General features: G+C 68.5%; 22 protein-coding genes. 7 read left to right on the top strand and 15 right to left on the bottom strand.

Going from position 1 to position 24427, the window contains the following annotated elements; translation table 11 throughout:
* Positions 1-652: 652 nt before the first annotated feature.
* Complete coding sequence (locus ACIA8E_RS39620) at positions 653-1291, bottom strand: TetR/AcrR family transcriptional regulator (protein WP_399306447.1); 639 nt, start codon at positions 1289-1291, stop codon at positions 653-655.
* 164 nt (positions 1292-1455) lie between these two features.
* Between ACIA8E_RS39620 and ACIA8E_RS39625 the strand changes: the two genes are divergently transcribed.
* Positions 1456-2193 carry an SDR family NAD(P)-dependent oxidoreductase gene (locus ACIA8E_RS39625; protein WP_399306450.1) on the top strand — a complete coding sequence of 246 codons (738 nt, stop codon included), beginning with the start codon at positions 1456-1458 and terminating at the stop codon, positions 2191-2193.
* A gap of 564 nt (positions 2194-2757) precedes the next feature.
* Positions 2758-3237: a lamin tail domain-containing protein gene (locus ACIA8E_RS39630; RefSeq protein WP_399306453.1), complete on the top strand. Its 480-nt coding sequence runs from the start codon at positions 2758-2760 to the stop codon at positions 3235-3237.
* 410 nt (positions 3238-3647) lie between these two features.
* On the opposite strand, the gene ACIA8E_RS39635 is transcribed toward ACIA8E_RS39630, so the two are convergent.
* From ACIA8E_RS39635 to ACIA8E_RS39675, 9 genes are all read right to left on the bottom strand, one after another.
* Complete coding sequence (locus tag ACIA8E_RS39635; RefSeq protein ID WP_399306456.1) at positions 3648-3860, bottom strand: hypothetical protein; 213 nt, start codon at positions 3858-3860, stop codon at positions 3648-3650.
* Positions 3861-4336: 476 nt separating this feature from the next.
* Positions 4337-4576, bottom strand: coding sequence for a Smr/MutS family protein (locus ACIA8E_RS39640; RefSeq protein WP_399306505.1), 240 nt, complete (start codon positions 4574-4576; stop codon positions 4337-4339).
* 311 nt (positions 4577-4887) lie between these two features.
* Positions 4888-5601 (bottom strand): class I SAM-dependent methyltransferase, encoded by a 714-nt coding sequence (locus tag ACIA8E_RS39645; RefSeq protein WP_399306459.1) that lies wholly within the window; start codon positions 5599-5601, stop codon positions 4888-4890.
* A gap of 101 nt (positions 5602-5702) precedes the next feature.
* On the bottom strand, positions 5703-5846 hold the full coding sequence (locus ACIA8E_RS39650) for a hypothetical protein (RefSeq protein ID WP_399306508.1): 144 nt from the start codon (positions 5844-5846) through the stop codon (positions 5703-5705).
* Positions 5847-6205: 359 nt separating this feature from the next.
* Positions 6206-7687 (bottom strand): multicopper oxidase family protein, encoded by a 1482-nt coding sequence (locus ACIA8E_RS39655; protein ID WP_399306462.1) that lies wholly within the window; start codon positions 7685-7687, stop codon positions 6206-6208.
* 1292 nt (positions 7688-8979) lie between these two features.
* Entirely contained in the window at positions 8980-9903 is a 924-nt protein-coding gene (locus ACIA8E_RS39660; RefSeq protein ID WP_399306465.1) for an RNA polymerase sigma-70 factor, read from the bottom strand.
* A 177-nt stretch (positions 9904-10080) separates the two neighbouring features.
* Positions 10081-10848, bottom strand: coding sequence for an SDR family NAD(P)-dependent oxidoreductase (locus tag ACIA8E_RS39665; protein WP_399306468.1), 768 nt, complete (start codon positions 10846-10848; stop codon positions 10081-10083).
* Positions 10849-11083: 235 nt separating this feature from the next.
* On the bottom strand, positions 11084-11731 hold the full coding sequence (locus tag ACIA8E_RS39670) for a class I SAM-dependent methyltransferase (RefSeq protein WP_399306471.1): 648 nt from the start codon (positions 11729-11731) through the stop codon (positions 11084-11086).
* 793 nt (positions 11732-12524) lie between these two features.
* Positions 12525-14234, bottom strand: coding sequence for a SpoIIE family protein phosphatase (locus ACIA8E_RS39675; RefSeq protein WP_399306473.1), 1710 nt, complete (start codon positions 14232-14234; stop codon positions 12525-12527).
* A gap of 533 nt (positions 14235-14767) precedes the next feature.
* Here ACIA8E_RS39675 and ACIA8E_RS39680 point away from each other — a divergent pair.
* Together ACIA8E_RS39680 and ACIA8E_RS39685 are read left to right on the top strand one after the other, a co-directional pair.
* Entirely contained in the window at positions 14768-15433 is a 666-nt protein-coding gene (locus ACIA8E_RS39680; RefSeq protein WP_399306476.1) for a response regulator, read from the top strand.
* Positions 15430-16479 carry a sensor histidine kinase gene (locus tag ACIA8E_RS39685; protein ID WP_399306479.1) on the top strand — a complete coding sequence of 350 codons (1050 nt, stop codon included), beginning with the start codon at positions 15430-15432 and terminating at the stop codon, positions 16477-16479. Before ACIA8E_RS39680 ends, ACIA8E_RS39685 begins: the two co-directional genes overlap by 4 nt.
* Before the next feature lie 253 nt (positions 16480-16732).
* On the opposite strand, the gene ACIA8E_RS39690 is transcribed toward ACIA8E_RS39685, so the two are convergent.
* The 4 genes from ACIA8E_RS39690 to ACIA8E_RS39705 form a co-directional block, all read right to left on the bottom strand.
* Positions 16733-17794 (bottom strand): threonine aldolase family protein, encoded by a 1062-nt coding sequence (locus ACIA8E_RS39690; protein WP_399306482.1) that lies wholly within the window; start codon positions 17792-17794, stop codon positions 16733-16735.
* Between the two features lie 18 nt (positions 17795-17812).
* Positions 17813-18388 (bottom strand): helix-turn-helix domain-containing protein, encoded by a 576-nt coding sequence (locus tag ACIA8E_RS39695; RefSeq protein ID WP_399306485.1) that lies wholly within the window; start codon positions 18386-18388, stop codon positions 17813-17815.
* A complete protein-coding gene (locus ACIA8E_RS39700) occupies positions 18388-19110 on the bottom strand; it encodes a metal-dependent hydrolase (RefSeq protein WP_399306488.1) in 723 nt (240 codons plus the stop codon). The genes ACIA8E_RS39695 and ACIA8E_RS39700 overlap by 1 nt, the downstream gene beginning before the upstream one ends.
* A 310-nt stretch (positions 19111-19420) precedes the next feature.
* Positions 19421-19810 carry a hypothetical protein gene (locus ACIA8E_RS39705; protein ID WP_399306490.1) on the bottom strand — a complete coding sequence of 130 codons (390 nt, stop codon included), beginning with the start codon at positions 19808-19810 and terminating at the stop codon, positions 19421-19423.
* 199 nt (positions 19811-20009) lie between these two features.
* Between ACIA8E_RS39705 and ACIA8E_RS39710 the strand changes: the two genes are divergently transcribed.
* Together ACIA8E_RS39710 and ACIA8E_RS39715 are read left to right on the top strand one after the other, a co-directional pair.
* Positions 20010-20942: an NAD(P)H-binding protein gene (locus ACIA8E_RS39710; RefSeq protein ID WP_399306493.1), complete on the top strand. Its 933-nt coding sequence runs from the start codon at positions 20010-20012 to the stop codon at positions 20940-20942.
* Between the two features lie 90 nt (positions 20943-21032).
* Entirely contained in the window at positions 21033-21668 is a 636-nt protein-coding gene (locus ACIA8E_RS39715) for a zinc-binding dehydrogenase (RefSeq protein ID WP_399306496.1), read from the top strand.
* 267 nt (positions 21669-21935) lie between these two features.
* On the opposite strand, the gene ACIA8E_RS39720 is transcribed toward ACIA8E_RS39715, so the two are convergent.
* Positions 21936-22073 carry a hypothetical protein gene (locus ACIA8E_RS39720; RefSeq protein WP_399306499.1) on the bottom strand — a complete coding sequence of 46 codons (138 nt, stop codon included), beginning with the start codon at positions 22071-22073 and terminating at the stop codon, positions 21936-21938.
* On the opposite strand from ACIA8E_RS39720, the gene frc reads away from it, so the two are divergent.
* Positions 22072-23301, top strand: a complete 1230-nt coding sequence (gene frc, locus ACIA8E_RS39725) for a formyl-CoA transferase (protein ID WP_399306502.1) — start codon at positions 22072-22074, stop codon at positions 23299-23301. The two genes, ACIA8E_RS39720 and frc, sit on opposite strands and share 2 nt — an antisense overlap.
* The last annotated feature ends 1126 nt before the right edge of the window (positions 23302-24427 follow it).

Genomic DNA, 24427 nt, shown 5'->3' on the forward strand with positions numbered 1-24427 from the left:
CCGCTACGAGAAGCGCGCCTACATCTACCTCGGCACCGTCACCCTCGCAGCCCTCGTGATCTGGCTCCGAACATGATCCGAGAAACAGTGCCTAGCCCGGCGGGGCCGCCGCCGACAAGGCCTGTTCCGGCCTTGGGGAACATCGGTACAGCCGTTGGCGGTGAGCCCGATCCCGAGCGTCGAACGCTGCTGCTGTCTGCTGCCAGCCCCGGCACGAGCGGCAGCAGAGAGCAGCAGGCGCAGGCACGCGATGCAGCTCAGGGCCGACCGGAGACACAAGGGGTGTCCGGCCGCCGGCGTAGGCCCGTCCGCCGTTCTGGGATGCGGGGTCGACGTCGTCGGTGGGCTGCAGCCGACGTGCACCGGCCTCGATCGCCAGCCTGTTCGCGGCTGCGAGGCCGTCCGTCGTCAGATCGATGCGCATCTGCTGCGAGTTGCCCCAGCAGCCGGTTCCGGAACGCACTCTCGGAGCTCCAGCTCGGCGGCGTCGATGATCACGGCGCTGAGGTTGATGTTCGTGCTTGTTCTCCGCCCTCCGCTGCTTGGTCTTGGGCTCACACCACCGGGATGATGTCGCCGTCGACCCGGAACTCGGCTGCCGTGAGCCACTTCGCGCGGCCGGATGCGAGGCAGGACTTCGAGGCGTCGTGGGTCAGGTGAGTGCAGAGTCGGTGAGCTCCGGACGGAGGGGCGGTCGATGTGGCAGTGCGCTCGGGGTGGCGGTGCGCAGCCCGTCGAGGGCCAGTTCGAGGTAGCGGCGCCAGGCTTGCGGCTGCGTAGCGAGCAGGGGCGCTGCTGTCTGGTGGATGCCACCGAGCAGCAGCACGATGTCCGTTCCGGTGATGTCGCCGCGGATGGCGCCTTGTTCGCGTGCGCGAGCGGTGAGTGCCTCAACGGCTACGCAGAGTTCTGCGATCGCATCCCGTACCTCGGAGTGCTGCAGTGACGGGCGCCCGATCACTTCGCAGAAGGCGCGGTCGGCGGCCAGTTCCTCGACGCCGTTGGTCATGAACTCCCGTAGCGCCGCGGCCGCGTCGTCGGCTTCGAGGAGTCGGCCTGCCGATCCGGCGAGCCGGTCCAGCAGCCGGAGCGTGATCGCTGCCAATAGGTCTTCCTTGGTGGGGAAGTGCCGGAACACGGTGCCTTTGGCGAGTCCTGCGCGCTGAGCGATCTCGCCCATCGACGCTTCCAGGCCGTGTTCGGCGAAGGCTGCGGCCGCGGCGTCGAGCAGGAGGCGTCGATTGCGCACCATGTCCGCCCGGTGGCCGGGAGTGGTTGTCGCTGCAGTCATCGGTGCCTCCCTCTGCTGTGCACCGTATCACAACATGACCGATGGGTCAGATTAGCTGTTAGGATCAAAGTGACCCAGCGGTCATCTTCTCATTCGCCGGAGGCGGCTGCTCAGCACCCTTGGCGGCCCCGGCTTGGAACCACTAACTCCCCGGGAGGGAAAACGTGAGCAACACCCTGGAAGGGAAAGTCGTCCTCGTCACCGGCGCGTCCTCGGGCATCGGTCAGGCCACCGCACTTGCCTTGTCGAAGTCGGGGGCCCGGGTCGCAGTCGGAGCTCGGCGGGTCGATCGACTGAAGACCCTGACGGAGCACGCCTCCGGTGAGATGCTCCTGCTCGAACTGGATGTCACCGACCGCCGGTCGGTGAATGATGCGGTCGCGGCAACCATTGAGCACTTCGGAGCCCTCGACGTCCTCGTGAACAATGCGGGCGTCATGCTCAGTAGCCCGATCCTCGGCGCGGACACCACCGAGTGGACTCGTATGGTCGAGACCAACCTGCTCGGATCGATGTACATGGTCCACGCGGCTCTGCCTCACCTGCTTGAGAGCAAGGGCTCGGTGGTGCAGGTCTCCTCGACCTCGGGACGGGCGGCATCAGCCACGAGCGGCGTGTACGCGGCTACGAAGTTCGGCATCAACGCCTTCTCCGAGGCGCTGCGGCAGGAGGTCACCGCGCAGGGCGTGCGCGTCGTCGTCATCGAGCCCGGATTCGTCGCGACCGAGCTCACCAGCCACATCACGGACCCGGCCATCCAGGCCGCGGCCAAGAGCATGGCCGAGTCGATGCGAACCCTCCAGCCCGAGGACATTGCCGCCTCAGTCGTCTACGCGGTCACCCAGCCGGAACACGTCGCCGTCAACGAGATCCTGATCCGACCGACTGACCAGACCCGATGAACCTGGGGCGATCTCGCAGCCGGACCGTGTCGCAGCAGGGCTGCGGGCCGATGCGCCGGTGACCTCACATGCCCACGTCTGGCCTCGGAAGCCGCGCCGTTCCCGCTCACGATTGCCGCACCCCCCTGACCACCCGTCGGGCACGGGCCGGTTGCATGCCTGGCCGGGACCTCGACAAACCGGCCACGCCGATCGGGTGTTTGGGCATGCGATGTGCGTCTGAATTGCGCAGTGTTGTGGCTGTTACCGATGGGTGTGCTGCCGGATGGGTGGCTCGCGGGGTGGTGCGGAAAGGCGTGTGGGGGAGCTGAAAGTGGCTCGCTTTCGGCTGTGGGGCGGGCGCGTGCATCTGGCAGTCAGTGTCAGGCCACGTCCGGGCACGGTGCGTGATCCGTGTAGCCGTGCGTTACGGAAATGTCCGCATTAAGTAACGCGAACCGGTGTCGCCGCCGGCGGTGGGGGAGTTGCCGCAAGGTGTGGGTTCTCGGCCTGAGGGGCCGGGACCCGCACCGCGCAGCATGGCCCTTCACCGGGTCCTGGGCGCCTTCACCTGAGGGGACGTCAATGTCTGCTTCTCGTACCGTCCGTCGTATCGCCGCTACCGCTCTGGCGGCCGGTTCCGCCATCGCCGTGGTGGCGATGCCTGCTTCCGCCGACAGCGACCACGGTCACGGGTACGGCCACCACCAGTCGTACTCCGACGTTGTCCTCGGCGACATCCAGTACGACAGCCCCGGTCGCGACGACTGGTCGAACCAGTCCCTGAACAGGGAGTGGGTGGAGGTCACCAACACCGGCCGCCGCGCGGTCAATCTCCGTGGATGGTCGCTCACGGACCTGAGGGGCAACCTGTACCGCTTCGACGACCTGCGCCTGGCGAGCCAGGCCACGGTCCGTGTCCATACCGGGCGCGGCAATGACACGCGCCGGGACGTCTACCAGGACAGCCGGGACTACATCTGGAGCAACTACGCCGACAAGGCCACCCTGCGTGACGACCACGGTCGCACCGTGGACACCCACTCCTGGGGCTACCGCCGCTGACCCGACCCCGCCATCGATGCTTCGGATCCGGCGTGCCACCACTCACACAGGGTGGTGGCACGTCGGACGTCGGGGCGGCCCCCGCTGGGGTGGCCTCGTGCCGACATCGCATGTGCATGTGGTGCGGGTGCCGGCACCGGCATCGGACGTGGCCACCCTCTCGTCCCCGGCGGCCTGGCCGTGAGCCTGGATGCGCACGGTTCGTACGGGCGACCGTGCCACCGTTTTGGCTCAGCTCGGTGTCACTCCCGGCGCCCATGCGCACCCGGACATGCTGGTCAGGAACGCGATCGGCTCGCAGGGCGAGGCCGGGCTGCTGTTGAACAACCGGTCCCCTTGCGCGCCATCGCGGCCACTCGCGGCGGGAGGCGGTCGTCCGGGGCGTAGACGTCGTCCATGTGCTGGGCGGGTCAGTCGGGCAGGGGAACGCGGATGACTGGGTCGAAGGGGCGCTTGTTGAATCCGGAGCGCACATTCCGGCAGTTGGGCGCCTTGCACATGAAGTACCCCTCGACGTTCTTCCGGCTTGTGCGCTCCTTGAGCCAGGACTTTTCCAGGGCAGTGAGGGGACGATGTGGTTCGTCGGAGTCGCAGGTGTAGCAAAACCTCGTGTTGCGTGACACGACACCTCCTGAGACGGACGGGCTGGTCAGTGAGGAGCATATGGGGGCATGTTGAGCGGCGGACAGTGGGCAACCGGCCGTGTCCGTCGATCAGGGTGCTGTGGGTATGCGTCGCCCTGGAGGGCATCTCCGCCACGCCGGAGTCGTTTCCGCGACGGTGCGTAGCGAGGCGAGCGGGGAGCGCCCGGCAGCACCGCGCCGATGAGCTGCCGTCTGCGCCGTTGGCCGGCGCCCCCGACCGTGATCACAGCCCCGATGATGGCGGGAGTGGCGCGCCGTGGGGCGGAGTGTGTATTCCGTGACGGAGATGGCCCCTGACGCCGGGGTGGGCCGCGATGAACGGGCCGTCGCCGCCCTCGAGGAGCGCGGGATCGCGAGGGACGCAGCGGATGTCGGCGTCCCGCGCGCCCTGACGGTGAAACAGACACGAGCGACACGTTCCGTCTGTCGTCGCCGCTGCCGACGAAACCCGTCGCTTACGGCCTGAGGTGCACCACGATCCTGCCGTCGTTGGTCGGGTCCGTCTCGAAACGTTCGTACAGCTTCTTGATGTGTGGTTGGTTGAGGAACGCGAGCACGCGCTTCTTCAGTTTGCCGGACCCCTTGCCCGGAATGATCTCCATGGTGGTCTCGCCGCTGTGTGCTGCCTTGAACATGGCCTGGCGCAGGGCCAGCTCGATGTCCCGGTTGTTGCGGAAGATCGGGTGCAGATCCACGGTGAGCAACGCGGAGCCTCCTGTTGTGTCCGGCGGCCCGGAAGGCCGCGGCTGGCCGGGCCAAGGCTACGCGGCACCGTCCGGGCGCCGGCCGCAGGTTCCGACACGCCACCGGCCGCGTGAAGCGTTCGGGGGCATGCGCTGCTCGATTCTCCTGGAGCGTGTCGTGAAAAGGCGCGTTCTGGCTCGCTTTCCGTGAAGGCGGCACTGGGTGAGGCGTGCGCGGTGACCAGTTGTCGCTCCACGGGCTCATGGATGTGGCGATGCGGGAACCCGAAGTCGCTTGCCGAGCAGGCTGCTTCGATCACGCGCTACGCGCCTGGATGACCATGAAGGGGGGCAGCCCAGCACGCTGCGGCTGCGCGGCAATGACGCCGGCATCTGGTGTCGGCTCGTCGACGGCTTCGGTCCTGAAGCCGCTGCATCAGAGCGGTGAGATAGGTGGATACCTTCCGGTGCTGGTTTCCCGCCCGACGGGCGCCTTCTGGGTTCCTCGAGCGCCAGAAGCCCTCGGTGAGGTAGTCGCCGACGACCCTGCGCACGGTCCCGTTCCCGGTCTCCGTCCAGGTGGCGTGTGGTGCCTCGAAACAGGGATGCGGGATGGTGAAGACCAGGAAGCCTCCAGGGACAAGGACCCTGTGCACAGCCGAGAGTGCGGCGTCGAGGTCGTGCACGTTGTTCAGCGAGAGCCCAGCGGTCACCCATTCGACCGAGCCGGTGGCGACCGTGGCGAGTGTGCATCCGTCGTCGACCGAGAAGAGCGCCCCGCTCGGCCGACTCCTCTCGGCAACCTGTGCGTTTTCGATCATTCGCGGCGACGGGTCGATGCCGACCACTGAGGCTCCGCGGGCGGCCACAGCGCGGGCGATGATCCCCTCTCCGCATCCGAGGTCGAGGACGCGGTGACCCGCGAGAAGCCCAGGGAGGCGGCCAAGCAGGATGTCTCGTGCGAAGTCGTGCATGGCAGAGCCGGATCGCAGCAGCTCCGCATACCAGTCGGCGATGGTGTCCCAGGAGTCGGTCATCAAAGCCCGGACACTACTCGACACCTGCTGAGCCCACCCTCGAATTGCGGACGTCTGCGAAGGCGGCGACCGCCACCACAGTGGCTCGACTCAGCCGCCCGTCAGGCGAGCAGGACACGTGTACGGACGGGCCGGAATCGGGCGCGGCCGAACATCTGCCGTTTGAGCATCTTGATCCGGTTGACGTGTCCTTCGACGACGCCGGGACGGGCGAAGGACCGGACGTGCCCGGTGAGGGCGTCCACGCCGGTCAGTCAATCCCGGCGTGTCGGTCGTGCTCTTCGGTGGCCTGCCCAAGGAACGTCCCTACACCGCGTCAATGCGATCCATCCGGGCGTGGTGGGAGACTGCGCGAAGTGACGCGACGCGCCTGAGCACCCCCACCTGGCGCGTACCCCTTGTAGGACGCCTGGTGACCACGGCGGAGGTCGTCGAGGCCACCGACTTCGTCATCCGCAACACCGGCGTCAACGCCCTGGATCTGTTCGTCGACGGCGGACTGCGCGTCACCTGACACGACTGTCCTGTCCGAAGGTTTGAGTGCGATCACCGGAGGTGGGCTCCGAACAACGGCCCGGGGCGCACCTCACCCTGTCGTCGGCTGTCAGTTCTGCGAATCCTGACCTTTGCGGACGATGTCGAGGACGGCCATCATGCCCATGTCCTCGTGGTTGAGGATGTGGCAGTGCATGACGGTCTTGCCGGTGAAGTTGATGAAGTGGATGCGGATGACGATTTCTCCACGCGTGGGCACGTTCACTGTGTCGTACCAGCCGTGTGAGGGGTCGTGGGCTTTCCCGTTGGTGCTCATCAGCTGGAAGTCGTTGGTGTGGATGTGGAAGCTGTGGTCCTCGTCCGTGTCGTTGCGGATGCTCCACTCCTCGACGGCGCCGAGAGTGGAGGTGAGGTCGATCCGATGGGGGTCGTACATCCGGCCGTTGACGAAGAACTTCGTGCCCGCTTTGTTTTCCGTGTAGACCACGGTCTTGCGGGCCGTGATCGTGGCGTGGCTCAGGTCCTCGTGTGAGGCGAAGCTGGTGGGGATGGTGGCCTGGGTCATGGACGGGCCGCCGGTGACGACGGTCGAGAGGACCGCTTGTGGGAACTGGTTCCCCGCGGGGCCGGTGTTGTAGGGGAGGGTTTCGAGCCGGGTCGTGCCGGGGCTGCCGCCCTGGACGAGGACGTCGAAGCGGGCGCCGGCGGCGATGACCAGCGTGTCCTGGGCATAGACCTTACGGACGGGAATGCCGTCCTGCGCGATGACATGGAAGCGGGTGCCCGGGAGGTGAAGCTTGTAGAAGATGTTGGCGCTGATGTTGGCCAGCCGCCACAGTTGTGTCTCTCCCGGCCGGATGTGAATGACCGGGTTCTTCTGGCCGTTGACGGTGCGGTTGGTGGGTGCACCGATGCTCAGGGGATGGGTCTTGATCGAGTCGCCCTCGACCTGGAAGTCCTTGAGCGCGAGCGTGTGCTCGGTGACGCCGCGCAACGACGGGGGTAGGTACTGCTGGAGTCCGTCGACGATGATGACGCCGGACTCGCCACCTGCGACCTGGGCGGCGGACATCATGTCGGCGTGTGAGTGGTACCAGTAGGTGCCGGTCGGCTGGTTGAGCGGCAGTTGGTACGAGTAGTGGTACGAGTGGTTGTACTTGATGGCGATGAAGATGTCGTCTGCAGGGGCGCGCGGCGAGACGTGGAGGCCGTGCGTGTGGAGGTTGGTGTTCTCGTTGATGCGGTTGGTCATCGTGAGGTCGATGCGGTCGCCGGGCCGTACGCGCAAGGTGGGCGGCATGTACGCCCCGTTGTACGTGGTCGCGTACAACTGATGGTCGCCGACCTGGACCATGCGTCGTTCCACGACGAGTTTGGCCTTCAGGGCGCCGTTGCGGCTGACGAGTTCCGGGGGGTCCTGCAGTCGGGGGGCCGGGCCCGCAGGCGTGGCGCCGTCCTGCGCCGCGGGCTGGTGCGTGGCGTGGGAGTGCCCCGTCGGTGCACAGCCCGAGGAACCGGCCAGCCAGGCGGCGGCGAGGACCACGACGACAACCAGCGAGGGCAGCGAGAAGTGGGTACTGAGCCGGGTCACATCTCTCCCCAGGGAAGCGTGTGGCCGGGCGAGGCCCCCGCCCGCCCACGAAGTCACGACGACGGCCGACAGCCCGTCAGCTGGATCGTAGGGATGCGGATGTCAGGAGCAGCACGGACACGCGTCGAGGGCGGTGGCACCCGCTCAATCGGCTGTACACCAAGCAACCGGGCGTCGATGGATCGGTGAGGCGGGCGGGACGGTCTGGGTCATGCGTGCGGTGCCATAGTGCCGTCCGAGACACCGGGGCAAGCGTTGACGGCACCTCATCGCTTGGGCGGCAGACGGCGCCCGAAGACTTGCAGCTGGGCGTATCCATGGATCGTGATTGATGATCTGCGGGTCTTTGTCGGCTACGCCGTCGCTGCTCGGCAGCAGGGCTTCACTGTCTTCCCGTGCAACCCGGCGGGGCCCGCTGCCGCAAACGGGCTACGTCATCGACAAGCAGCCGCACCTCGTGCAGCCCGACAAGCGGTACAAGATTCGATGGGGGGAGTGGGCCACCCGCGATCTCATGGGCCGTTTCTTTCGGATCAGGCCGGTAAAGCCTGCGGTATCTGGTGCTGCGCATCGCAGGGTGGAGGGGCGCCCGACCACCGGACGTTGTCGGACGCCCCGACAGGCAAGGTACGGTGCCAGGCAGCGCGTGCCAGGCATGATCCGGAAGATACGGCCCAGGCGCGCCCCCGGACAGCGGCCTGCGTGCAGTGGTTCGCCACGTTCATCGGGGTGACGCTCCTTGCAGTGATGCTCGCCTTCCAGCGACGGGCGGAGTGGACGCCGGACATCTGCTCGGCGTACACGCGCGCCCTGGTCGCGTACGCCCTGGTCGTCGGCCTGTGCGTGGCGATCGCACTTGCCCCCCTGTTGCAGCGCCGGGCGTGGCTGTTCCCGATGCCGCGAGCCGCGTCGTATGCACGAAACCGGCGGCTGAGCATGGGCCCCACCTCCTCCCCGCGGCCTGCGCGTAGTCCGGACGGTGCTCGGCGTATGCGACCGCCGCTGCGCCGAACGACGAGGCGTGAAGTAGCCGTTCGTCCTGATCCACGTGGTTGCCGTACGGTGCTGCCGGTGGTCGCATATCCCGCCGCTCTGGTCGATGTGATGACACAAGGCATTGGTCATGGCCGGGCGTAAGGTCGCTTCTGTCACTGGCCGGTGAAGAGATCTTCGGGCGTGGTGGCGCGGGAGAAGCGCGGCACGACGTCGGCCCGGACAACTCCGTCACGCCGACTCGCCGGTGCGGGCCCGGGCCCCGGCAGCCCAGCCCTGGGGTGCGGTCGGCTCTTCGGTCAATCTGTGGGCCGGTGTGCCTGGTCCACCTCGCGGAGGGCCGCCCAGGCGTCTGCTATGGGGCCTAGGTGCCCGAGTTTGTCCGGGTTGTTCACCGTGCGGATCGTCTGGATCCGCCCGTCGAGTACGTCGAGTGCCCAGGTGCTGAGAACCTGGCCGTCCCGGTCGCGGAAGATCGCACCCGGCTGGCCGTTCACCTGCTGCGGCTCCACAATGCCGGCCCCCCTGATGACCAGCGGGATGAACGCCGCGAGCACCCGGACCACGTGCTCGGCACCGGGGATGATGGGCTTGAATTGTGGGGCCTTGCCGCCACTGTCACCGATCATCTGAACGTCGGCCGCCAGCAGTTCGGCCAGCCCGTCGACATCCCCTTCCCGGAAAGCGTCGAAGAACCGTTCGGCGAGCTCCTCGCGCTCTTTCCGGTTGGCTTCGAACCGAGGTCGGCCCGCTTCCATGTGGCGGCGCGCCCGCACCGCAAGCTGGTGGCACGCCGCCTCCGACCGTCCCACGGCCGATGCGATCTCCGGGAAGCCGAAGGCGAACACCTCCCGCAGCACGAAGACCGCGCGTTCGAGCGGGGTGAGTCGCTCCAGCAGGAGCAGGGCCGCGATCGACAGTGAGTCCGCCAGCTCCGCCGACCGCGCCGGATCCTCGTACGGGTCGGTGAGCAGCGGTTCGGGGAGCCACGGCCCGACGTACTCCTCCCGCCGGACGCGGGCCGAGCGCAGCACGTCGATCGAGATCCGGGTGACCACGGTCGACAGGAACGCCTTGGCCGATCCGGGCTGGGCGGAGGTGGCCTGATAGCGCAGCCAGGTCTCCTGGACCGCGTCCTCGGCCTCGCTCACGCTGCCCAGGATCCGGTAAGCGATCGAGAACAGCAGCGGTCGCAGCTCCTGGAACTCTTCGGTCTTCGTCATCCCGGCTCCTCCTCGAATCTTGGCCGCCACGAGGGTGGCGCGGCTCCGGGTGGGAGAAGCCGCGCCCCTCGGTCATCAACTACCGCTACCTGTTGTTTCGCCGGTAGCCGCGCCTGCCACGTGGTGATCCGCGAAGGCGCCGTGGCCCGTGAAACGCGCCGCTGTTCAGGGCTACCGTCACCAGGGCACCGGGCCCTCCTCGGTGAAGAACCCGGCAGTCGGTCCGTTTGCGCCGAGGGTGGCCAGGCGCACCACGACTGCGGCGCCCTGCGCGACCGTGAGGAAGCCGGTGTGGTTGTTGCTGTCCGTGTCGACGTAGCCGGGGGCGGCTGCGTTGACGAGAACGCCGTCCTTGCGCAGTTCATTGGCGTACTGCACGGTCAGCGCGGTCAGCGCGCTCTTGGACGGCGAGTACGCCGCAGACGGCAGCAGTGCGGCGAAGGGGCCGTCCGGATCACTGGTGAGGGTCAGCGACGCGGCGTGACTGCTGACGTTCACGATGCGCGGCGCCGGTGACCGCCGCAGCAGCGGCAGCATGGCGTTGGTCACCGCGATCACCCCGAAGACGTTGGTCTCGAACACCGCCCGGACCATGTTCAGGTCGACGGTGCTGGGGATCTGATCGTAGGCGTCTGCGGGCGAGACCTGTCCGGAGCCGGTGATGCCGGCGTTGTTGATCAGCACGTCCAAGTGGCCGAAGCGCTCCTCGACCTGCTTCGCGGTGTCACGGACGGTGGCCTGGTCGATGACGTCCAAGGTGACCGCGTGCGCGTCACCGCCTGCCGCGCGCAGCGCCGCTGCTGCCGCCTCGCCGCGCCGCGTGTCTCTGGCGCCGATCAGGACCGTCATGTCCAGCGCGGCGAGTTGCTCGGCAACCGCACGGCCGATCCCCTTGTTCGCCCCGGTGACCAGCGCGACCTTCTGATGTGTGGTCTCCTCGCTCATGGCCAGCTCCTTGTTGTCGAGGTGGGTTCTTCTCAGAACCTGTCTTCGCAACCTGAGACGAGACAGCCCGGCCATCTCTGACATGCGGACAGAAATTAATGTTCTCGTTCGAGATGGTCTGGCTGGGGTCAGGCAAGACGCCCGATTCCCGCAGCGCGGGAACACCGCCGACTGCCGACGGTACCCGGCCGGTCAACCCGGCGGTCGGCCGGAGACGCGTGGCCGATCGAGCCTTCTAGGCTTTGCGGGCGAGCAGTTGAATCTCCTGGAACTGCCGTCGGTCGGTGGGCTGAGGCTCGCGAACCATCCGGACCACTTCGGCCAATCCGGACTTGCGCAGCATCGTGGCGAGGTGGTCTGGCGACCACCGATAGGCCGGCGCGACTGTGTGATCGAAGACCTGCGTCGGGTGAGACGGATCATCGCTGGCCGAAAAGCCGACCAGAAGGTGACCGCCAGGTGCCAGCACACGGTGGAACTCCGCGAAGATGACGGGGAGTTCTTGCGGCGGAGTGTGGATGATGGACCAACGTGAGAGTACGCCGCCCAGCACGCCGTCCGCGATGTTCAACGCGGCCATCGAGCCCGTGTCGAACCGCAGGCCCGGATAGGCATGCCGAGCCAACTCGATCATCGCGGAAGAGGCATCGACGCCAAATACGGAAAGCCCCAACTTGTCCAGATGGGCGGTGATGTGGCCAGGCCCACATCCCAGATCCGCGACCTGACCGTCCCCGTTCGCGCATACGACCTCGACGAAGGCACCCAAGATCGCGCGGTCCAAAGGCCTGTCACGCAGCTCGTCGCGGAACCGCTGCGCATAGATGTGGGCAGCAGCGTCGTAGGCCTTGCGGGTGACACTGAGGGCATCGTGTTCGACCATGCTCGCGACAGTAATTCCTGGCGCGGGGGCGAGCCGAGAGAATCACGAACTTCTTCAGGCTGGTCACTTCTCTGGATCAGAGATAGCCCGGGTGAGCAGGCGGGAGGGTTGCGGCTCAGTTCGGTAGCCAAGATCAGGCTGGCGGTGGAGACACGGACCGCGCCCTGGCCCCGCACCATGCCTCGAGGCACCTGTCCGGGACCGAACTGACCGTCCGCGGCAGCCTGGCCGCCACTGCAGACACCGATGTCGACCCCGGAGACTTCCTGCTCGACCTCCCCGCTCCCGACCGGGCAGCCGTCCCACGCCCCGGCATTATCAGCTGCCGCCCAAACGGTCACTCGAAGAGGGTGGTGGAGTCCCCGGGCTGCGTGAGTACGGCTCCGGCTCGCGAGATAAGGATGGCTCTACCGAAGGGGACACGGCGTCAGTCGGCCCGCCGGTAGGTGCTCGCGCGTCCGGCGGCGCGGTATCCGTATCGGGCTCGGGTGCGGTCGATGGCGGCTTCCAGGTCGCGTGTCCGCTCGTCGGTGGGGTCGAGGGTGAGCTGGTGGGTGGCGGTTTCGGTGGGCCGTAGTCGCTCGGCTCGTCCGGAGTTCGCCCGGACGCGGGCCCGTTGCCGGCCGAGGGATGCAAGGAGAGCGAGGCCGGTGTTCGCGAGAGCGGCGGTGTGGCCATGGGCTCCGTCAGGGGCCGGGTGCGGGTGGTGTGCGTGCGATCGGCGTAGCGGACGGCCAGGGTGATCGCGCAGCAGACACGGTTGTCGTTGCCGCGCCTGGAGGATAGGACCAGCTCAGGCTGCGTTGGTGGGTTGGTCGGGTGCGGCTGTGTGTTCGGCCCAGATGGTCTTGCCTTGGTGGTCGTGGCGGGTTCCCCAGCGTTCGGCGAGTTGAGCCACGATGAACAGTCCGCGCCCGCATTCGTCGAAGGTGCGGGCCCGGCGCAGGTGGGGCGAGGTACTGCTGCCGTCGGCGACTTCGCAGACAAGGCTGCCGGCGTGGTGGATCAGACGCAGTTGGATGGGAGGTTGGGCGTGACGGATGGCGTTGGTGACCAGTTCGCTCACGATGAGTTCGGTGGTGGGGGCGGCGTCCGTCAGACCCCAGGCGGTCAGTTTCTCCGCGATGTGGGTGCGGGCGTGGGAGACGGCGGCCGGGTCGGCCGGCAGGTCCCAGGTGGCAACGGTACGGGTGTCCAGGCCGTGGGTGCGGACGGCGAGGACAGCGACCTGGGTGTGGGGAGCGTGGAGCAGGGCGTCGAGGGCGGATTGGCAGGTGGCGTCCAGGCAGGGCTGGGGCCGGGCGAGTGCGCTGAGCAACTCGTCGCTGCCGGAGTCGTCGGCGCCGGTGCCGGTGTACAGCAGGAGCAGGCTGCCTTCGGGGAGGTCTATCTCGGTGGCTTCGAAGGGCAGGTCCGTCTGTCCCAGGGGTGGGCCGTCGGGCAGGTCCAGGGCTGCGACCGTGCCGTCGGGTGTGATGACGGTGGGTGGGGGGCTTCCGGCGCCGGCGAGTGTGCAGCGGCAGGAGGCGGGATCGTAGACCGCGTACAGGCATTGGGCGCTGACGGTGCTGGTACTGGTGGTCTGGGTGTCGTGACCGGGGCGGATGTCGGGCCGGAGCCGGGCGAGGACATCGTCGAGATGGGTGAGCAGTTCCTCTGGCTGCAGGTCGATGTCGGCCAGCGTGCGTACCGCGGCGCGGAGTTCGGAGGCGGTGGCGTCCGCGCCCGGCCCGGCCACTGCGCCGGCGACGAGCCCGACCCGGGCGCCGGACAGCGGGATGGCGTCGAGCCAATGGGCGCGCATACCAAGCTGGCCGGACCCGGTCCGGTAGTGGCCGGCCAGCTCTACCACCGCGGGTTGCGGCAGCACACCGGGCAGGATGCCGGGGGGTGAGGCCGGAACGACACGCGGTGCTTCGGGGGCGCTTCCGGCCTGCCTGTAGACCGGGCGGGGCAGGCTGGACTGGTTCCGTGTGGCTGCGGCAAGCGTGTTCAGCAGATTTAGCCGCGCCCGGCAGACTACGAGGCTGAAGGCGACGGACAGCGCGACTGCGGCGATGACGACCGTCCGTCCACCGGCCGATATGCCGTGGATGGCGAAACCGTAGGTGGCGGTGCTGACAGCCAGCGTGGACAATCCGATGATCAGGGAACGCCGCATGGGCAGGAGGGCGGCAGCTGTGACGGGGACGAGAACGGAGAATCCCGACCAGCGGACAAGGCCACCTGCGGAGTCCTGCAGCTGTACGGCGCACGACGCGCCGAGGTAGACGATGAGCAGCACACACAGCCGCCCGTTCAGTCGCGTGGCAGTCATCGTCATCGCCTCTTTCCATAGATGGCGTGTCGTTCCGGGAGCACCAGACGTGTCACGGGTCGGCTTCCGCCAGGCGGAGTGGCTGGGACGAGCGCGGACCTTGGCCGGTGCCCGGCGCGTGGGGGTGCGCTGGATGGCCACCAGGGCGAGGTCGCCCTCCAGGCGTCCGCCGGTGTGGGCGTCCACGACGTCGTTGATGTGCCGCAGCAGGCTGTGCGGGCATTCCCAAGGCCGGATGGAGGCCTGATCGAGGATCGGATGGAAGCCGCCGGTGGTCTTGCGGGCTTCGATGACGCACCCGAGTGATCGCGATGATCAGCGCGACCGGGACCGTCGCCTGAGTGAGGATGCCGCCCGCCCGCAGCCGGAACCGCGCGTACGGGAAGTGCCACAGACGCCACCGACGGGGGCCGCAGGCACCCAGGGCGACCGGACGCCTCGGCCTGTCGGCCCCGGCTCGGGGGGAGCGGACGAGTGGAGCGAGTCATGACGGGCTGCCTCAGGGAAAAGGGGATGCATGAAGTAGTCCCTTTGAGCATCCGTCCCGGCGACGGCGAGCACATCGGTACACACCCGCACCGCGCATCCGTAAGAGTCTGCACCTGCACCGCAGGTCCGTCCGCCCGCGGCTGCGCCATTCCCATGTAACTTCTGCGGGTTTCCCGCACGTGTGCCGACAGCTGCTGCCTGACTGCCACAGCGGATCTACCGTTGCAGCTATGGACGCCCCCAGCTCCACCCCGTCCCGGCAAGGGCCCCCGGCGACCACCGTCGTACTGGCCGACGACCATCTGGTGGTCCGGGCCGGAATGCGGCTGCTGCTCGCCCAGGACCCGGCATTCCGGATTGTCGCCGAGAGCGCCACGGTCCCCGACACCCTCGAGGCCGTGCGCCGGACCCGTCCGCGGGTGCTGGTCCTGGACCTGACCATGGCCGGTCAGTCGAGCCTGCCCATGATTCCCGCGCTGCTCACCGCTTCACCCGGCACGCGGATCCTGGTCCTCACGATGCAGGAGGATCCGGCGTTCGCCCGCGAGGCGCTACGCACCGGCGCGGCCGGTTACCTGCTCAAGGAGGCAGCCGCCGAGGAGCTGCTGGCCGCCGCACACCAGGTCGCCGGCGGTGCGACGTACGTCCAGCCGGTGCTGGGAGCCAGGCTTGCCGTCGAGCCGCCGGGACCTGTGGACCAGGAGTCGCTGACCGCACGCGAGGCGGAGGTCCTGTCGTTGCTGGCGCTGGGCCAGACCAATCAGGAGATCGCGCAGCGTCTCTACGTCTCGGTCCGCACGGTGGAGACCCATCGTGCCCGGATCCGGGACAAGCTCGGCAAGGACACCCGGGCGGAGCTCATCGCCGCGGCCCGCGAGCGCGGTCTGATGGCATGAGTAGACCGCGCCGGACCCGATGGAGCCTTGCCCTGCAGGCGGCGGGAACCTGCTTGCTCGCGGCTGCGGTGGCTCTGGAGGTCACCGACCAGCCGCTGCCCTCCGAGCTGGCCCTCTCCCTTGCCGCGGCGGCCCCGTATCTCGTGGCAGCGCCGTTGTACACCGCGGGACGCCGGACCTGGATGGTTGTGGCCGGTGCCATCGCGCTCATGCTCGCCGTGGCCAGCCTGGTCCGCATCACCGAGCAACCGCTGTTGAACGCCCTGCACGTGCTCCCGCTTCTCCTGGTCGCGTACACGGCTTCCACCATCCGCAGCGCAACCCACCGCGACCGGAGCCTGCGACGCGAGCGTGTCCGAGCCCGCCACGACGGCGCGGAGCGCGAACGCCGCCGCTGGGCCCGTGAACTGCACGACGACACCCTCCAGGAACTCGGCGCCGTGCAGGTGGTGCTCTCCTCCGCTGCCGCCGACGGCCGCCCGGAGTCCATGCACAGCGCGATCGAGCAGGCACGCGCCCTGGTGGGCAACCAGATCACCTCGCTGCGCCACCTGATCACGGATCTGCGTCCCCTGGTCCTGGACGAACTGGGACTGTGCGCGGCCCTGGAGGCGCTGTGCCGACGTACCTCGGAGACCTTCGGTATCCGCGTCGATCTGCGGATCGATCCGCGGAACGCCGACTTCAGCGACCGGCTGACCTCGGAAGCACAGGCCCACGTGTACCGCATCGTGCAGGAGGCACTGACCAATGCGGTGAAGCACGCCCAGCCCACTCGGATCACTGTCGGTATGGAGGCTGACCGCCATGCTATGACGGTGACCGTTGCTGACGACGGGCACGGAATGCCCCGGCCCCCGGACACCAGGCGCTGGCCGGTCCTGCGCGTGGCCATGCCCCCGGCCTCCACCGTGCGGGGGGTGGGGCTCTCCGCCATGCACGAGCGCGCAGACCTCATCGACGCGCAGCTCACGCTGCGTAGCGTTCCGGGGAAGGGCACCACCATCATCCTGAGAGTGCCCCTTGCTCCTGGGCGCGAGGGGTAGGCGCAACCTCGAGGTGGCCGTCGGGCAGCGCAGGCTCGGTGATCTGATACGCCGATTCCGTTACTTCAGCGGGAATGAGCCCGAGTTCCACCTTCACCCCCGCTGCCGGCGGCTTTCAACCGTGCCCTGTCCGACTTGCTGACCGGCCGCAACGGTGCGGCGATTCTCGCGACCCACTCGTCGGTCGTCCTGTAAGGGGACACCTTCCGCCTGTCGAACGGACCCTCGGCTGGAGGTTTTCCCCGGCCGTCGATCAATGGGTGTGGCGGCGGACCGCGTCGACGAGCTGGTCGATGTCGTCGGCACTGTGGGAGAAGGCGGTGACGAACCGGACGATCCCCGGTTCCCAGCGGTCGTGGTAGAAGGCGTAGCCCTCGGCGAGGAGTCCTTCGGTGACCTGCTGGGGCAGGCGACAGAAGAGGATGTTGGCTTGCGGCGTGGCCAGAAGGCCGGTGCCGGGGATGGCCTTGAGGCCGTCGCCGAGCCGCGTGGCCATCGCGTTGGCCTGGCGGGCGTTGTGCAGCCACAGGCCGTCGGTGAGGTACGCGTCGATCTGGGCCGCGTGGAAGCGCATCTTTGAGGCGAGCTGGCCGGCGCGCTTGGCGCGGAAGGCGAGCTCGGTGGCGAGTGACGGGTCGAAGGAGACGATGGCGTCGGCGGTCATCGCGCCGTTCTTGGTGGCGCCGAAGGACAGGACGTCGATGCCGGCCTTCCAGGTCATCTCGGCCGGGCTGGCGCCGAGATGGTCCAGGGCGTTCGTGAAGCGTGCGCCGTCCATGTGGATGCGCAGTCCTGCGTCCTTGGCGATGGCGGACAGGCCGCGGATCTCCTCCAGGGTGTAGACGCTGCCGCTCTCGGTGGCCTGGCTGATGCTCACGGCGGACGGCTGCACGCTGTGCACGTCACCGGCCCGGCGGCGCACCGCCGCCTGCAAGGCTTCCGGGTCGATCTTGCTGTCGGGGCCTGGGACACCGACGAGCTTGGCGCCGCCTGTGAAGAACTCCGGAGCGCCGCATTCGTCGTGGTTGATGTGGCTGTCGGGATGCGCGAGCACGCTGCCCCACGGCGGGGTGAGGGCGGCCAGGCTCAGGCCGTTGGCGGCAGACCCGGTGGAGACCGGGAAGACATCGACGTCCCGCTCGAAGATCTCGCTGAGCCTGCGGCGGGCGCTGTCGGTGAAGGGGTCGTTGCCGTACGGCAGGACCTGCCCAACGGCCGCTTCCGTGACGGCCCGGGCTATCTGCGGGGATGCCCCGGCCATGTTGTCGCTGATGAAGGCACGGCTGGAGGGGGTGACGGCGATGGTGGTGCTCATGAGAGGTCTTCCTTGGTCTCAGGTGCTGATGGGGGAGGCGAAGACGACGGTGATGTCCACTTCCTCGGCGCCGGTGCGGTAGAAGTGCGGGGCGTCCCCGGCGAACGCAAGCATGTCGCCGGGGCCCAGATCCTGAGGGGCGTCGACGGGGCCGGCGGTGACGTGCCCGGTGGCGATGAGCAAGTGCTCGATAGTGCCCGTGGCGTGTGGGACGCCGGGCAGCTCCGTCGAGGGCGGAATGCGCAGCCGCCAGATCTCCAGGCTGTTGCCGCTGCTGATACGGCGCAGCAGTTCCCTGGAGACCTCGCCGGGCTCGACGTCCGTGCCCGGCCGGAACACTGGCCCGGTGTCGGCGTCACGCGCCAGCAGGTCGGCGATCGGGATGCGCAGGGCGATCGCGATCGCGTCCAGGGTGTCGATCGTCGGATTGCCGTTGCCGGCCTCCAGCTGCGACAGCGTGGCCTTGCTCAGCCCGGCGCGCCGGGCCATCTCCGCGGCGCTCATGCCGCGCTGCTGGCGGCGCAGGCGGATCTTCGCGCCGACCGCGGCTGCGGTACTGCTCACTGGCTGGCGGCCGGACGGTGGGGGCGTCATCAGCGGCTCCTGTGCGTTGCGGTGTAGGACACGCGGACGCGGCCCTTCTTGATCTTCAGCGTCGGCAACACCACTTCGGCCAGGTCGCCGAGGCTGCGCACGTGGGTGCCCCCGCACGGTGCGGAGTGCAGCGTGTCCAGGTGCACCACGCGCCGCCCGTCGGCGAGGCACCGTGCGAATACCGGCAGATCGTCAGCGACCGCGGCTGCCGCCGCAGCGCGCAGCGTGGCAGTCACCTCCTCCCGCCCTTCCGGGTCGGCCAGTCGCGCGTCCGTCTGGGGCGCCTGGAACTCGATGCGGGCCTGACCGGGGAAATGGTTGCCGACGACCATCTCCCACCCCTGCATGCGCCCGACCGCTTCGACGAGGTGTCCGGCCGTATGCAGCGCGGCGTGCGCTGTCCGGGTCTGAAGGCCGATCCGGGCTCGCACCTTCTGCCCCTCGACGAGGGGCAGAAGGCTTCCGCCCTCGGGCGCCACCGCCACGACCAGTCCCGACTCGCGGTCCCGGACCGGGGTGATCTCCGTGTCCTCCAGCCACCCTCGGTCGGCGGGCTGGCCCCCGCCCTGCGGATGGAACGGGCAGTGCTCGACGGCCGCCCATGGCGTCCCGTCCCTCTCGCCGACCGCAATCACCCGTGTATCGACCTGCTCCAGGTAGGTGTCATCGAGGTAGGTGCTGACTTGTGCGCCTGCGCGAAAAGCCCTAGTTGGATGAACCATGCGTTCACTATAACAAACGAGCCATGTTTGGTGAACCTGGCGTTCTTTTTACTGAACGACCTGATCGAGGGAGGTAGTTGCGCACGCGGACCAAGAGGTGACTGCCCCCGGTCCCGCGACGTCAATTGCACGGTCGCGCCCTGAGAGGCAGGGGCTCCGGTGCCCTTTCGGTACATCGCTGTGCGCCGGGCGAGGCGGGCCGGACGCCGACCGCTCACGCTCGAGCGGGCCGAGGCGCTGGTCGAAGCGGTCCGGCACACCGGCCGCCTGTGGCCCGGCCGCGCCGCCTGCGCGGAGACCTCGCTCGGCACTACGGGGGCCCGGTCGCCAGGAGGAAGCCGAACCACGTCGGTGACTCCGGCACCGGGTCCCGGCCCACCGAGTACGGCGGCGGAGCCGGGCGGGTCAGGCCGCCTGTGGTAGCGCTGGGAAGACGACCCGGAGTTATTGCACGATCCCGCCCTGCCGGAACATCAGCCACCTCTCCAACATCTACCGGGCACTGGCCGAGCACGGGAAGACCCAGGCGTACCCCGGGGCCGTCGAGATCCGCGACAACGTCCTCGCCCGCCTCGCCGAAGCCGAGCGGGAGGGCTGGTTGGGCGAGGGTCAGGTCGGCCTCACCGGCGCCGAGGAGAAGCTCACCCAGCTTGACCGCCGCACCTCCAGTCGAATCGTCGTCGATCTCGGGTATCCCCACGAGCCAACTCGTCAGCAGGACATCGTCCGCTTGAGGAACGTCAGGGTCCAAGCAAGACGGAGCGGCGCCGTGCAGCAAGATGCGCCAGGACATGGAGGGGGGTCTCATGAACGGCGAACTCTGCCTCACCGGGTGGCTCCGCGTCGTCGGGTGGACGGCTCCGGTTGCGTCCTGGCCGTGTGCGTCGCACGCTGCCGCTATGGACCGCCCCCCGGGAGCCAGCGCGCTGCCCATCCTGGTGACCGGCGCCGCGGGCAGTGTCGGCGCCGTCGGACGTTCCGTTGCCGAGGGCCTTCGGCGACGCGGCCTGCCCGTCCGGGCCGCGGTACGTCGCGAGGACGATCGCGCACGGGCACTGCGGGCGACCGGCGCCGAGGTCGTGGTCGCAGACCTGACGCATGCAGGCGAGGTCGCCAGCGCCCTGGACGGTTGCGGGCGGATGTACTTCGGCATGGGCGTGTCGGCGCAGTACCTGGAGGCGGCCCTGACGGCAGCGGTCGTCGCGCGCGCGTACGGGCGGCTGGAGGTGTTCGTGAACATGTCGCAGCTGACCGTCGCCGAGATGGACGTCAGCCGCACCTCCGAGTCGGACCAGCAGCGGCAGCAGTGGCTGGTCGAGCAGGTCCTCGACTGGTCGGGCCTGCCCGTTGTCCAGATCAGGCCCACCGTGTTCCTGGAGAACCCGCTCTTCCGCGTCGGCTTCTCCTCGATCGCGAAGACGGGCACCATCAGGCTGCCCTTCGGCGAGGCGAAGACCTCTCCGGTGGCGGCCGGCGACGTCGCTGCGGTCGTGGAGGAGGTCCTGGCCGACCCGGCTCCGCACACCGGGCGGATCTACGAGCTGACCGGCCCCCGTTCGGAAGGCATCACCGCCATGGCGGCGCAGGTCTCCGCGGTCCTGGGCCGGCCGGTCGGCTACCGCGACGTCCCCCTGCAGGAGTGGATCGACCACGATCTCAGGCCGCTGGGGCTGCCGGACCACGTCTTCCAGCACATCTCCACCATGGCCCGCCTCCATGCGGAGAACCGGTATGACCGCAAGGCGGACGGTGTGGAGCGGGTCACCGGGCGGCCCCCTTCGGAAGTGGCCGACTTCGTCCGGACGCACACCAACCTGTTCACCGGCCCATGAGCGGCGAACTCCTCGACCTGGCCGTCGCCACGGCCGGCGGCCGGGAACTGTCGCCGTACCGGACGAGCTGTCGGACGAGGTCGCCGCGCAGTGCTGGAGAATCCGCTCACCACGGTGATGCTTCGCCGTGAGGCGCAGGAGCACCTGGCCTTCGGGTACGAAGGTTTTCTGGTGCAGACCGCCGCGGGCTCGTCGGTCGGGCGGCTGGTGACGGGCGTGTCGCAGTTCCACAACCTGGCGCTCGTCAACGTCGTCCGCAGCGAGCGCGGTGCTGCCGAGCTGTGCAAACGATTCCGGGACGTGCCGGTCGTGTCGACAGAGCATCCGGGTTGGGCCGACGAGGTCCGCAAGGCAGCCGCCGGCCGTCCGGTGAGTGTGGCGTTCGACCCGATCGGCGGGAAGCCGGCGGAGAGCCTTCTGGACCTGTCGGCGCCGGGCGGGAAGCTGGTCAGTTACGGGCTGATCGCCGAGGAGCCGATCTCGCTGCATGCGTCGAAACTGCTGAGCAAGTCGCTGACGCTGCGGGGCAAGAACATCGGCCAGTGGTTGTCCGAGGCCTCCGCCGAGAGGCGGGCATCCGCCGTCGTCACCGCGAAGCAGGTCGCGCCGGGGCTCAAGGACCAGTTCGACGTGGCCGCTACGTACGGCCTCGGTGAGCTGGCCGCCGCCGTCGAGCACGCGGTGCGGCCCGGCAAGGCCGGTCTGGTCCTCGTCCGCCCCTCATAGCCGCCGCTACCTTCTTGAGACAGCGGCGTCGAGTTGCTGCAGGGAACGTCTGCGGCAGCCGACCCCGATGCTCCCGGCGACCACAGCCGGTGGTCGCCACAGGCCTCCGGTCACGCCCGTCTCCGCGAAGCGGACGACGCAGCGACGAATGTGATCAAGAAACTCCGGCAGGTTGCGGCTCGACGGTTTCGCGCGGAATCGCGTACGGCCTCTGGACAACAACGGCCGCTGCGGCCACGATGATGGCGACTCCATACGGTATGCAATCTACAGTGTGGCGTCGTACAGGCGTGGCGGCTGCCGGCCGCGCAGGGTGTGCGTGTGGGGGCCGGGACCCCGCACGACCGTGTTCCTCTTCAGCCCGAACCCGACGACACGACGCATCAGCGAGGTGAGGACGGCCATGGCAAAGGCACTAGAAGGCATCCGAGTTCTGGACATGACGCACGTCCAGTCCGGGCCCTCCGCCACCCAGCTCCTCGCGTGGCTCGGCGCGGACGTCATCAAGGTGGAGGCGCCGACCGGCGACATCACGCGCAAGCAGCTGCGCGACCTCCCGGACGTCGACTCCCTCTACTTCACGATGCTCAACTGCAACAAGCGGAGCATCACTCTCAACACCAAGACGGAGCGCGGCAAGGAGCTGCTGACCGAGTTGATCCGGCGCTCCGATGTGATGGTCGAGAACTTCGGGCCGGGCGCTGTCGACCGGATGGGATTCACCTGGGAGCGCATTCAGGAGATCAACCCGAAGATCGTCTATGCGTCCATCAAGGGCTTCGGTGAAGGGCCGTACACCAACTTCAAGGCGTACGAGGTAGTCGCGCAGGCCATGGGCGGATCGATGGCGACCACTGGGTTCGAGGACGGGCCGCCGCTCGCCACCGGTGCGCAGATCGGCGACTCGGGGACCGGCATCCATGCCGTCGCCGGCATCCTGGCTGCCCTCTTCCAGCGGGAGAACACCGGGCGTGGGCAGCGCGTGAACGTGGCCATGCAGCACGCCGTGCTCAATCTGTGCCGGGTGAAACTCCGTGACCAACAGAGGCTGGCGCACGGGCCGTTGGCGGAGTATCCGAACGAGGACTTCGGGGACGAGGTGCCGCGCTCCGGGAACGCCTCCGGCGGCGGGCAGCCAGGATGGGCCGTGAGATGCGCTCCGGGCGGGCCCAACGACTACGTGTACGTGATCGTGCAGCCGGTCGGCTGGCAGTCGCTGAGCGAGCTGATCGGGCGGCCCGAGCTGGCCGGCGACCCCGAGTGGGCCACCCCGGAGGTGCGGCTCCCGAAACTCGGCAAGATGTTCCAGCTCATCGAGGAGTGGACTTCGACGCTCGCCAAGTGGGACGTCCTGCAGAAGCTCAACGCCCACAACATCCCGTGCGGCCCGATCCTCTCCACCAAGGAGATTGTCGAGGACGCCTCGCTCGTCGCCAACGAGATGGTCGTCGAGGTGCCGCACCCGCAGCGCGGCTCGTTCGTCACCGTCGGATCCCCGCTCAAGCTCTCCGATTCCCCCGTCGACATCACCAGCTCGCCGCTGCTCGGCGAGCACAACGAAGAGGTCTTCATCGAGGAACTCGGCCTCAGTGACGAGGATTTGGCTCTGCTGCGGACCGGCGGGGTGATCTGATGTCGCGGGGACCGGCCGACGGCGTGTTCCTGCGCACGTGCGGTCGCCACGGCCACCGTCATGGCCACGTCGGCCGGCGTCGGTCGCGTGCTGTGCACCGCGTGGTCTTCCGGATCCACGGGCATCCGCGCTGCGCGGCCCGTGCCGCCCGTACGACCTCCGGCTGAGGCGTCGGCCCTCATCGTGCCCGCGGCAGCGGACCTCGTCCGCCGCCGCGGCGCGGGTGCGAGGCCGGACGGTGTTTTCAGGCGCCCCCTGGCACCGTCCGGCCCGCCCACCCGGTCTCATCCCACCTCGCGACGGCACAGTGGAATGGCAACGCGAGGCCATGAGCGCCGTCGACGACCCGCCGTGCGATCGCACAAACATGCGGTGCCCACCATCCGCGAGGTCGTCAACTCACTTGGGCTGCGTGCGATACGACATCGGCAGACCTCCATGACGGCCGGCGGGTCGTCCTCGGGATGTGTGGCACGACGGGGTGGAACGCCGGGCTCTCGGGTTCCGACTCGTCGGCCGTCCGACGCCGTGCGACGCCGTGCGGGGCGACGGCCGCGTACCGCCCGGAGCCCGCTGCGCCATGCCGCTGGGCAGTGTCGCAGACCTGAGCAACTGGCCAACGCCCAAAGGAGATCGTGGTCCGATGGGAGCCTGCCACGGTCCGACCGTGGCGTACGAGGACATCGGCGTGACATCCGGGCGAGAAAGAGGGAGTGCAGCCCCTAGACAGAGCGGCGACCCCTCTACAGAATACTGGCTACTCCATATCGTATGCAAAATTGCGGCGTGTGGAGTCGATCACTGTTCCCGTCGTCGTGGAGGGGGTTGCCCATGTGGTGACGCGAAGTCAGGACTTGTGAGCGCAGGCGCGTTCCGGGCCGGGCCAGGGTGCAGGGAACCCAGCCGGCTGTGGGGCGGGTCGCTGGGCGGACTGGTCCTGACGGCACGTGAGAACCGGACAGGGGGCGCTGGCCAGGGTTCTGCGACATAGGGGAAATGGCATGACGACAATTGACGCACCGTCACAGGTTCCGTTCAGGGAGGTGACGGACCGCAACGGCCGCGTGTTCCGGCTCGGTGAGAGCGATCGGGACATCATGCGGAGACCGCGCTGGACCATGGTGCT

Source organism: Streptomyces sp. NPDC051664, from assembly GCF_044453545.1.
In the GTDB taxonomy this organism is placed as follows: domain Bacteria; phylum Actinomycetota; class Actinomycetes; order Streptomycetales; family Streptomycetaceae; genus Streptomyces.

Excerpts from the sequence above, each read along its gene's own strand:
- frc (WP_399306502.1), top strand. The coding sequence starts at position 22,072 with ATGGCAAAGGCACTAGAAGGCATCCGAGTTCTGGACATGACGCACGTC.
- ACIA8E_RS39690 (WP_399306482.1), bottom strand. The coding sequence starts at position 17,794 with ATGAGCACCACCATCGCCGTCACCCCCTCCAGCCGTGCCTTCATCAGC.
- ACIA8E_RS39680 (WP_399306476.1), top strand. The coding sequence starts at position 14,768 with ATGGACGCCCCCAGCTCCACCCCGTCCCGGCAAGGGCCCCCGGCGACC.
- ACIA8E_RS39700 (WP_399306488.1), bottom strand. The coding sequence starts at position 19,110 with ATGGTTCATCCAACTAGGGCTTTTCGCGCAGGCGCACAAGTCAGCACC.
- ACIA8E_RS39660 (WP_399306465.1), bottom strand. The coding sequence starts at position 9,903 with ATGACGAAGACCGAAGAGTTCCAGGAGCTGCGACCGCTGCTGTTCTCG.
- ACIA8E_RS39670 (WP_399306471.1), bottom strand. The coding sequence starts at position 11,731 with ATGGTCGAACACGATGCCCTCAGTGTCACCCGCAAGGCCTACGACGCT.
- ACIA8E_RS39665 (WP_399306468.1), bottom strand. The coding sequence starts at position 10,848 with ATGAGCGAGGAGACCACACATCAGAAGGTCGCGCTGGTCACCGGGGCG.
- ACIA8E_RS39695 (WP_399306485.1), bottom strand. The coding sequence starts at position 18,388 with ATGACGCCCCCACCGTCCGGCCGCCAGCCAGTGAGCAGTACCGCAGCC.
- ACIA8E_RS39645 (WP_399306459.1), bottom strand. The coding sequence starts at position 5,601 with ATGACCGACTCCTGGGACACCATCGCCGACTGGTATGCGGAGCTGCTG.
- ACIA8E_RS39710 (WP_399306493.1), top strand. The coding sequence starts at position 20,010 with ATGGACCGCCCCCCGGGAGCCAGCGCGCTGCCCATCCTGGTGACCGGC.
- ACIA8E_RS39630 (WP_399306453.1), top strand. The coding sequence starts at position 2,758 with ATGTCTGCTTCTCGTACCGTCCGTCGTATCGCCGCTACCGCTCTGGCG.
- ACIA8E_RS39620 (WP_399306447.1), bottom strand. The coding sequence starts at position 1,291 with ATGACTGCAGCGACAACCACTCCCGGCCACCGGGCGGACATGGTGCGC.
- ACIA8E_RS39685 (WP_399306479.1), top strand. The coding sequence starts at position 15,430 with ATGAGTAGACCGCGCCGGACCCGATGGAGCCTTGCCCTGCAGGCGGCG.
- ACIA8E_RS39720 (WP_399306499.1), bottom strand. The coding sequence starts at position 22,073 with ATGGCCGTCCTCACCTCGCTGATGCGTCGTGTCGTCGGGTTCGGGCTG.